This is a genomic window from Teichococcus deserti (genome assembly GCF_001982615.1).
In the GTDB taxonomy this organism is placed as follows: Bacteria; Pseudomonadota; Alphaproteobacteria; order Acetobacterales; family Acetobacteraceae; genus Pseudoroseomonas; species Pseudoroseomonas deserti.
The window spans coordinates 1-8,082 of record NZ_MLCO01000382.1 but is presented as its reverse complement, the minus strand read 5'-3'; the positions used below and the strand labels follow the sequence as shown (position 1 = coordinate 8,082).

Genomic DNA, 8,082 nt, shown 5'->3' with positions numbered 1-8,082 from the left:
GGCCGGAAGACCGCGCGCTGCGCGTGGTCGAGCTCGGCGCCCATAACGGCCCGCTGACCCGGGCGCTGGTGGCCGTGCTCGGCGCCAGCGGCCGCCGCGTCCGCTACACCGCGACGGCGGCCCCCGGCGACACCCGCGCCGCCGCCATCCCGCCGCATGCTGCCAATGTCGAATTCGGCCACGAGGCCTGGGACATGACCGGCCCGGCGCCCGCGCTGCTGCAGGCCGATCTGGTCGTCGGCCTGGCTGCCGGCGCCCGCAGCCGCCGCGGCGCCGGCATCCTGCCCGCCGCCGCCGCGCTGCTCTCCGGCCGCGGCGCCCTGCTGCTGGCCGAGCCGCTGCCCGGCCGCGCCTGGGACTTCGCCTGCGGCCAGGACCCGGCCTGGTGGGAAGACGGCGCCTCGCCGCTGCCCGAGGCCAAGGACTGGGAAGCCGCCGGCAATGCCCCCGGCTGGTCGCGCCTGGCTGCCCAGCCGCTGAACGCCGCGCCATGGCCGGCGCTGCTGGTCGCCGCCCGCGCCACCTCGGTCGCCGCCGTGGCCCCGGTGGCCGTCGCCGCGCCGGCCGAGCCGCCGACGCTGGCCCAGCCCGTGCAGATCCATGCCGACTTCGCCAGCGCCAGCCGGGCCGAGGCCCTGGCCCAGGCCTTGGCCGCCGCCGGCGCCCGAGTCACCAGCCATCCGCTGGCCGCGGCGCAGCGCCAGGCGCCGCGCAACCTGGCTGGCGCCCTGGTCCTGGCACTGGCCGCCCCCGCGCCCGACGCCCTGCCGGCGACGCTCGCCCAGGTGACGGCGCTGGCCGAGGCCGCCCGCGGTCGCGCTGGTGGCTTCTGCCTGGTCTCCAACGACGCGCTGGTCGAGCCGGAAGCGGCCGCCCTGCACGGGCTGGTCCGCGTGCTGGCCAATGAGATGGCGGAGCTGAAGCCGCGCCGCATCGGCCTGTCCGCGGCCCTCGACGCCGATGCCGCCGCCGCCCGGCTGCTGCCCGAGCTGATCGGCCCCGACTCCGGCCGCGAGCCCGAGCTCAACCTGGCCCCCGCCGCCCGCCTGGCCCCGCGCCTGCGCGCCCAGGGCCTGTCCGAGGCGCCGCGCGGCCCGTCCAAGCTGGTGATCCGCCAGCCGGGCCAGCTCGGCAGCCTGGGATGGGAGGCGATCGAGCTGCCCGCCCCGGGTGCCCAGGAGGTCATCATCCGCGTCGAGGCCTCCGGCCTCAACTTCCGCGACCTGATGTGGGCCCAGGGCCTGCTGCCGGAGGAAGCCCTGCTGCTGGGCTTCGCCGGCCCGACGCTGGGTATGGAAATGGCCGGCGTGGTCGAGCAGGCCGGCCCCGCCAGCGGCTACGCCCCCGGCGAGGCGGTCTTCGGCTTCGCGCCGGCGGCGCTGGCCAGCCGGGTGCGCACCCATGCCTCGGCCATCGCCCGGCTGCCGCGCGGCCTGGGCTTCGCCGCCGCCGCCACCGTGCCGGTCGCCTTCCTGACCGCGGTCTATGCGCTGGAGCGCTGCGCCAATCTCCGCCCCGGCGAGACCGTGCTGGTGCATGGCGGCGCCGGCGCCGTGGGCCTCGCCGCGCTGCAGGTGGCGCGTGCCGCCGGCGCCCGCGTCGCCGCCACCGCCGGCAGCCCGGCCAAGCGCGCCTTCCTGCGCGCCGCCGGCGCCGAGCTGGTGCTGGATTCCCGCGACCCCGGCTTCGCCGACCAGCTGCGCGCCGCCTGGCCGGAGGGCGTTGACGTGGTCCTGAATTCCTTGGCGGGTGACGCCATGGAAAGGACGCTGGGACTCGTCAAACCCTTCGGCCGCTTCGTCGAATTGGGCAAGCGCGACTTCTTCGAGAACCGCCGCGTGGGCCTCCGCCCCTATCGCCACAACCTGACCTATTTCGGCGTGGACGTGGACCAGCTGCCCAAGGCCCGCCCCGAGATCGCCCAGGCCCTGCTGGCCGAGATCGGCGCGCGCCTCGCCTCCGGCGCGCTGCACCCGCTGCCCTATGCCCGCTGCCAGGCCGGCGAGGTGGAGACCGCCTTCCGCACCCTCCAGGCCAGCGCGCATATCGGCAAGCTGGTGCTCACCCCGCCCGCCGTCCCGCAGGAAGGCGAGGAAGCCGGCTGGGCCCCGCCCGAAGGCACCATCCTGGTCGTCGGCGGCACCCAGGGCTTCGGCTTCGAATGCGCCAAGTGGCTGGCCGCCCGCGGCGCCACCCACCTGGCGCTGCTGTCGCGCCGCGGCGGCACCACCCCGGGGGCCGAGGCCGCGCTGAAGACGCTGGCGGCGCTGGGCGCCCGCGCCACCTTCCACGCCGCCGACGCCACCGACGAGGCGCAGCTGGCGGCATCCCTCGCCGCCATCCGCGCCGAGGGTCCGCCGCTCGTCGGCGTCGTCCAGGCCGCCGCCATCTTCGACGACGCGGCCGCGACCGCGCTGGACGAGCGCCGCTTCGCCAGCGTCATCGCCCCCAAGCTCGACGCCGCGCGGCACCTGGACAAGCTGACCCGGCGCGACCCGCTGCAGCTCTTCCTGATGTTCTCCTCGGCGACCACCGCCATGGGCAATCCGGGCCAGGCCAACTACGTCGCCGCCAATATGGGCCTCGAGGCCCTGGCGCGCCGCCGCCAGGCCGCCGGCCGCCCGGCGCTGGCCGTCGGCTGGGGCCCGATTGCGGACGCCGGCATCCTCGCCGGCAACACGGCCACCGCCGAGACCCTGGCCCGCCGCCTCGGCGTCGACGCCATGGCGGCGGCCGAGGCGCTCTCCGCCCTGCCGGCCATGCTGGCCAGCGGCGCCCCGGTGCTGGGCATCGCCCGCATCGGCTGGCGCGAGGCGCGGATGGTGTTGCCCATCCTGGAAGAGCCCATCTTCGCCGCCGTCCGCGGCCGCAGCGAGCAGGCCATCGACGCCGGCGACCTGCGCGCCCATCTGTTGACCCTGGCCCCGGAGGAGCAGCGCAGCCTGCTCCGCGCCGTCGTCCAGGAAGAGATCGCCCGCATCCTGCGCCTGCCGCCCGAGGCCGTGCCGGCGGATGCGCCGGTGGCGGGGCTCGGCCTCGACAGCCTGGGCGGGCTGGAGCTGCGCGGCGCGCTGGAGCAGCGGCTGGCCATGCCGGTGCCGCTCGCCTCGGTCACCGAGGACCTGACCATCGAAGTGCTGGCCCGGAAACTGTCGGACGGGCTGGCCGGGCAGCAGAAGCCCGAGGACGCGATCGCTCAGCTGGTGGAGCAATACGAGCCGACCGAAGCGCCGCAGACGGCGCAGGCGGCAGAATAAAAGGCTGGGGGAAGGAATTCCCCCAGACCCCCATCTTCTTTCTGTCAGAAAGCAATCATCACAATGAGCGGTGGTCTTTCCACGACGGCACGTCTCGCCCTGCTGGCGCGGCTGTCGAAGCGGCGCAGCAGCGAAGCGCCCCGCCCCGACGCCGGCAGCGCCCGCGACTTCACCACCCTGCCCGGCATGCGCGACTTCGCCCTGCTGAAGGCCGCCATGGAATCGCTGGAGCTGCGCAGCCCTCTCTTCGTCGCCCATGACGGGCTGGCCGGGGCCCACAGCTCGATCGAAGGCCGCGAGGTCATCAACTACGCCAGCTACAACTACCTCGGCCTGAACGGCGACCCGCGCGTCCAGGAAGCCGCCCGCGACGCCGTCTCCCGCTACGGCACCTCGCCCTCCGGCTCGCGCATCACCTCCGGCGAGCGCGCCCTGCACCTGGAGCTGGAACGCGAGCTCGCCGCCCTGCACGGCGCCGAGGCGGCGCTGACCTTCGTCTCCGGCCACGCCACCAACGTCACCACAATCGGCCATCTGATGGGCCCGCGCGACATCGTGGTGCACGACGCGGCCATCCATAATTCCTGCACCGAAGGCATCCGCCTGTCGGGCGCCCGCCGCATCCCCTTCGCCCACAACGACATGGCCGCCGCCGAGCGCGAGATGGCCTCGGCCCGCCGCGGCGGCCAGCGCGCCATGCTGCTGGTCGAAGGCCATTACAGCATGGATGGCGACATCCCAGACCTGGCCCGCTGCGTCGAGATCGCCCGGCGCCACGACGCCTGGCTGATGGTCGACGAGGCCCATAGCCTGGGCGCCATCGGCCCCACCGGCCGCGGCGTCGCCGAGGCCCAAGGGCTCGACCCGGCCGGCGTCGACCTGTGGATGGGCACGCTGTCGAAGACCCTGTCCTCCTGCGGCGGCTATATCGCGGCGCGCGCCGACGTCATCGACTGGCTGCGCCACACCGTCCCCGGCTCGGTCTATTCGGTGGGCCTCGCCCCGCCGCTGGCCGCCGCGGCGCTGGCCGCGCTGCGCATCTTCCAGGCCGAGCCGGAGCGCGTGGCGCGTCTCCAGGCCAATGGCGCCGGGCTGCGCGACCGGTTGAAGGCGCGCGGCTTCGACACCGGGGCCAGCATCGGCTCGGCCATCGTGCCGGTGGTCCTGGGCTCCTCGCTGCGCACGGCCAAGGTCGCCGGCGCCCTGCTGGAGCGCGGCGTGGCGGTGCAGACCGTGGTCTTCCCCGCCGTGCCCGAGCAGTCGGCGCGGCTGCGCTTCTTCCTCTCCTCCGAGCACACGGAAGAAGACCTGGACCGCACCGTCGAGGCGGTGGTCGCCGCCGTCGCCAGCGTGGGCCGGGTGGAGAAGCTGCCCGGCCTCGGCTGATGCGCCCCCTCCGCATCGCGCTGCTGACGCTGGAAAGCGCGCTCTCGGCCGGGCCGGTGCTGGACTTCGCCCGCGCCCATGCCGGGCAGATCGTGCTGATCGGCCGCTCGATCCCCTATCGCTCGGCGATGGGGGGGATGTGGGGGCAGACGCGGGCGCATTGGCGCCGCTCCGGCCCCGGCTTCTTTCCGTTCCTGCTGGCCGGCTACGGCGTGCCGCAGACGGTGGGCGACATCCGCCGGGCGCTGGGGATCGGCGCGCTGACCCGTTTCGCCCGGCGGCACGCGATCCCGCTGGAGGCGATCGAGGACGTCAACGGACCGAATTTCGCCGCGCTTCTGGAAAAGACTCACCCGGATGTGATCGTGTCGTTCCACTTCGATCAGATCCTCAATGGCGAGACCCTGGCGCGGGTGCCGGGGGGCGGGATCAACATCCACCCCGGGCTGCTGCCGCGGCATCGCGGGCCGGTGCCGACCTTCTGGGCGATGCAGGAGAATTCCAGCTTTGGCGTGACCGTGCACCGGATGGTGCCGCGGATCGACGCGGGCGGCATCCTGGCGCAGGACTCCCTGGACCTGCCGCCGGGCACCAGCGCCATTGCCGCGGCGCGGCTGCTGCATGGGCTGGGGGGGCAGCTGGCCACGCGCATTCTTGCGGAGATGGCTCAGGGCAGAGGGTTTCCCGAAATGGTTCCGCCCGTGCTGGCCTATTGCCCCTTTCCCTCGGCCAGGGCATTGCGGGAAGCGGCGCGGGGGGGGCACCGGCTGGTCGGATGGGACGACTGGCGGCGGGCCTTCACTTCGCCGGTTGGCTGACACGGCAGGTCACGGGTCGGAGAGCATCGGCGCTGTGCCCTGTTCCCGCCATGCCCGGCTCCCAGACTGCCCGCCTCACCACCTGAGCAGAGAACGCGCGCCCGCCTGATGCCAAGTTCCGACGCCCCGGCCCCGAAGCGCTTCCTGTTCCTGCAAGGTCCCATCACCCCCTTCTTCGACGAGGTGGGCGCCGGGCTGCGGGCGCTGGGCCATGCGGTGCACCGCATCAACCTGAACCTGGGCGACCGGCTCTTCTGGCGCGGGCCCGGTGCCGTCGACTTCCGCGGCCGGCTGGCGGAATGGCCGGCCTTCATCGAGGGCTTCCTCGACCAGCACCGCATCACCGACATGGTGCTGCTGGGCGAGCAGCGCAGCTACAACAAGATCGCCATCGCCGCCGCCCATGCGCGCGGAGTGCGGGTGGCGGCCACCGATTTCGGCTATATCCGCCCCGACTGGATCGTGCTGGAGCAGGACGGCATGAACGCCGCCAGCCGCTTCACCCGCGACCCGGAGGAGATCGTGCGCATCGGCGCCGCCCTGCCGCCGCCGGACCTGACCATCCGCCACCGCGACAATTTCAGGCGGCAGGCGATGTGGGACATGCTGTACCACCTCAGCAGCCGGATGCCCTGGCCCTTCCCGCATTACGAGACGCATCTGCTGCAGCACCCGCTGACCTACTACCTCGGCGTGGGCTGGCGGCTGCTGCATCGGTCCGCGGATAATCGTCGGGCGGACCGCATCCTGCACCAGCTGTCGGGCACCGGGCCGCTGTTCCTGATGGCGATGCAGATGGAGTCGGATTTCTCCATCCGCGCCTATTCCAAGTATCCCGACCTGGACACGGCGCTGCGCGAGATCGCCGAGAGCTTCGCTGCCCATGCGCCGAAGAATGCGCATCTGCTGGTGAAGGTGCATCCGCTGGATCCGGGGCTGAAGAACTGGAAGCGGCGGACGCGGGGGATCGCCGCGGCGGCGGGCATTCCGGACCGGATGCATTACCTGGGCGGCGGCAATCTGGGCGCCATCGTCGAGCAGGTGCAGGGCGTGGTGACGGTGAACAGCACGGTGGGGCTGCGCTCGATCATCGACCACACGCCGACCTTCGCGCTGGGCGAGGCGATCTACCGCATTCCCGGCCTGGTCTTCCCGGGCACGCTGGACCATTTCTGGACCGAGGCGACGCCGCCCGAGATCCCGCTGCGCGAAGGCTTTCTGCGGTGCATCGCGCACAGCCTGCATATCCGCGGCGTCTACTACAATCGGCCTGGGTTGGATGTCGCCGTGAAGGGTGCCGTGCATCGCCTGCATCATGGCGTGCTGAACGTGCCGGACGACGGCCTGATGTTCCCCACCGATCCCGAGATGCCGGCGACCGCCGCACCGCGCCCGTGGGACTGAACTGAAGGCGGGGTCCGGGGGGATACTCTCCCCCCGGCCGTCTCTTGCTTTCTTTTACGCCAGCGCCTTCGAGACCTTCTCGTAGGTCCCCTTGCTCAGCCCCGGCCGTGCCGCGATGCGCTGCAGCTCTTCCTTCATCTTGGCCCCGCGATTGGCGTCCTGCCGCTTCCAGGCTCCCAGCGGTGAGACCATGCGCGCCGCCACCTGGGTGTTCACCGCGTCGAGCGCGATGACCATGTCGGCCAGGAAGCGATAGCCCTCACCCGAGGCGTCGTGGAACGCCGCGGGGTTGCCGGCCGCGAAGGCGCCGACCAGGGAGCGCACGCGGTTCGGGTTGCGCAGGTCGAAGTCCGGGTGCCCGGCCAGGGCGCGGATTTCCGTCAGCACCTGCGGCCGGTCGGCCATGGCCTGGATGGTGAACCACTTGTCCAGCACCAGCGGCTCGGCCTTCCAGCGGGCGTGGAAGCCGGCCAGGGCCTTGTCGCGGGCGGGGCCGTCGGCATCGGCGAGCGCCCGCAATGCCGCCAGCTGGTCGGTCATGTTGGTGGCCGTGTCGAACTGCGTCTCCGCCCGGTCCTGCGCGCCGCCGCCGGCGCCGAGATAGGCCAGCGCCGCGTTGCGCAGCGCGCGGCGACCGATCGACGCGCCGTCGATGCGATAGGGGCCGGGATCGGCCAGGCGGTCATGCAGCCCGGCGAACTGCGCGGCGAAACGCTGGCCGAGCGACTGGCGCAGGAAGCGGCGGACGGCGTGGATGGCCTCGGGGTCGGCCACCGGCATCTGGTCGGCAACGAAGTCCTCGGAGGGCAGCGGCAGGGCCTCGGCGGCGAAGGCGGGGTCGGCCTCGGCACGGTCGAGCAGGCTGGCGATGATGGCGGCGACGCCCTCGGGCAGCGCCAAGGGGCGCTGGCCGCGGAGGTCCTCGACCAGGCGCAGCATCTCGGCGGTCAGGTACTGCTGCGCCGAATCCCAGCGGACGAAGGGATCGCTGTCATGGGCGGCGAGGAAGCCGAGCTGGTCGAGCGACAGCCCCTTCAGCCGCACCGGCGCCGAATAGCCGCGCAGCAGCGAGGGCACCGGCTTTTCGTCCAGCCCGTCGAAGGTGAATTTCTGTTCGGTTTCCTCCAGCAGCATCATGCCGGCGCCGGGAATTTCCGTGCCGTCCGGCGCGATCAGGCCGAAGGCGACGGGGATCGGCACCGGCAGCTTCTCGGCCT

At 73.2% G+C, this 8,082-nt stretch carries 5 protein-coding genes; 4 read left to right on the top strand and 1 reads right to left on the bottom strand.

The window, feature by feature from the left end:
• The 4 genes from BKE38_RS27625 to BKE38_RS27610 form a co-directional block, all read left to right on the top strand.
• A partial coding sequence (locus BKE38_RS27625) for an SDR family NAD(P)-dependent oxidoreductase (RefSeq protein ID WP_131829755.1) occupies window positions 1–3,257 on the top strand: 3,257 nt, incomplete at its 5' end.
• 63 nt (window positions 3,258–3,320) lie between these two features.
• The gene (locus BKE38_RS27620; RefSeq protein ID WP_076960383.1) at window positions 3,321–4,643 is read left to right on the top strand and encodes an aminotransferase class I/II-fold pyridoxal phosphate-dependent enzyme; all 1,323 of its coding nucleotides are present in this window, start codon (window positions 3,321–3,323) and stop codon (window positions 4,641–4,643) included.
• Window positions 4,643–5,461, top strand: a complete 819-nt coding sequence (locus BKE38_RS27615; RefSeq protein WP_076960382.1) for a formyl transferase — start codon at window positions 4,643–4,645, stop codon at window positions 5,459–5,461. Before BKE38_RS27620 ends, BKE38_RS27615 begins: the two co-directional genes overlap by 1 nt.
• Before the next feature lie 108 nt (window positions 5,462–5,569).
• Window positions 5,570–6,865: a capsule biosynthesis protein gene (locus BKE38_RS27610; RefSeq protein ID WP_076960381.1), complete on the top strand. Its 1,296-nt coding sequence runs from the start codon at window positions 5,570–5,572 to the stop codon at window positions 6,863–6,865.
• Between the two features lie 54 nt (window positions 6,866–6,919).
• Here BKE38_RS27610 and BKE38_RS27605 read toward each other — a convergent pair.
• The coding region (locus BKE38_RS27605) for a DUF3458 domain-containing protein (RefSeq protein ID WP_131829754.1) at window positions 6,920–8,082 on the bottom strand (1,163 nt) is incomplete at its 5' end.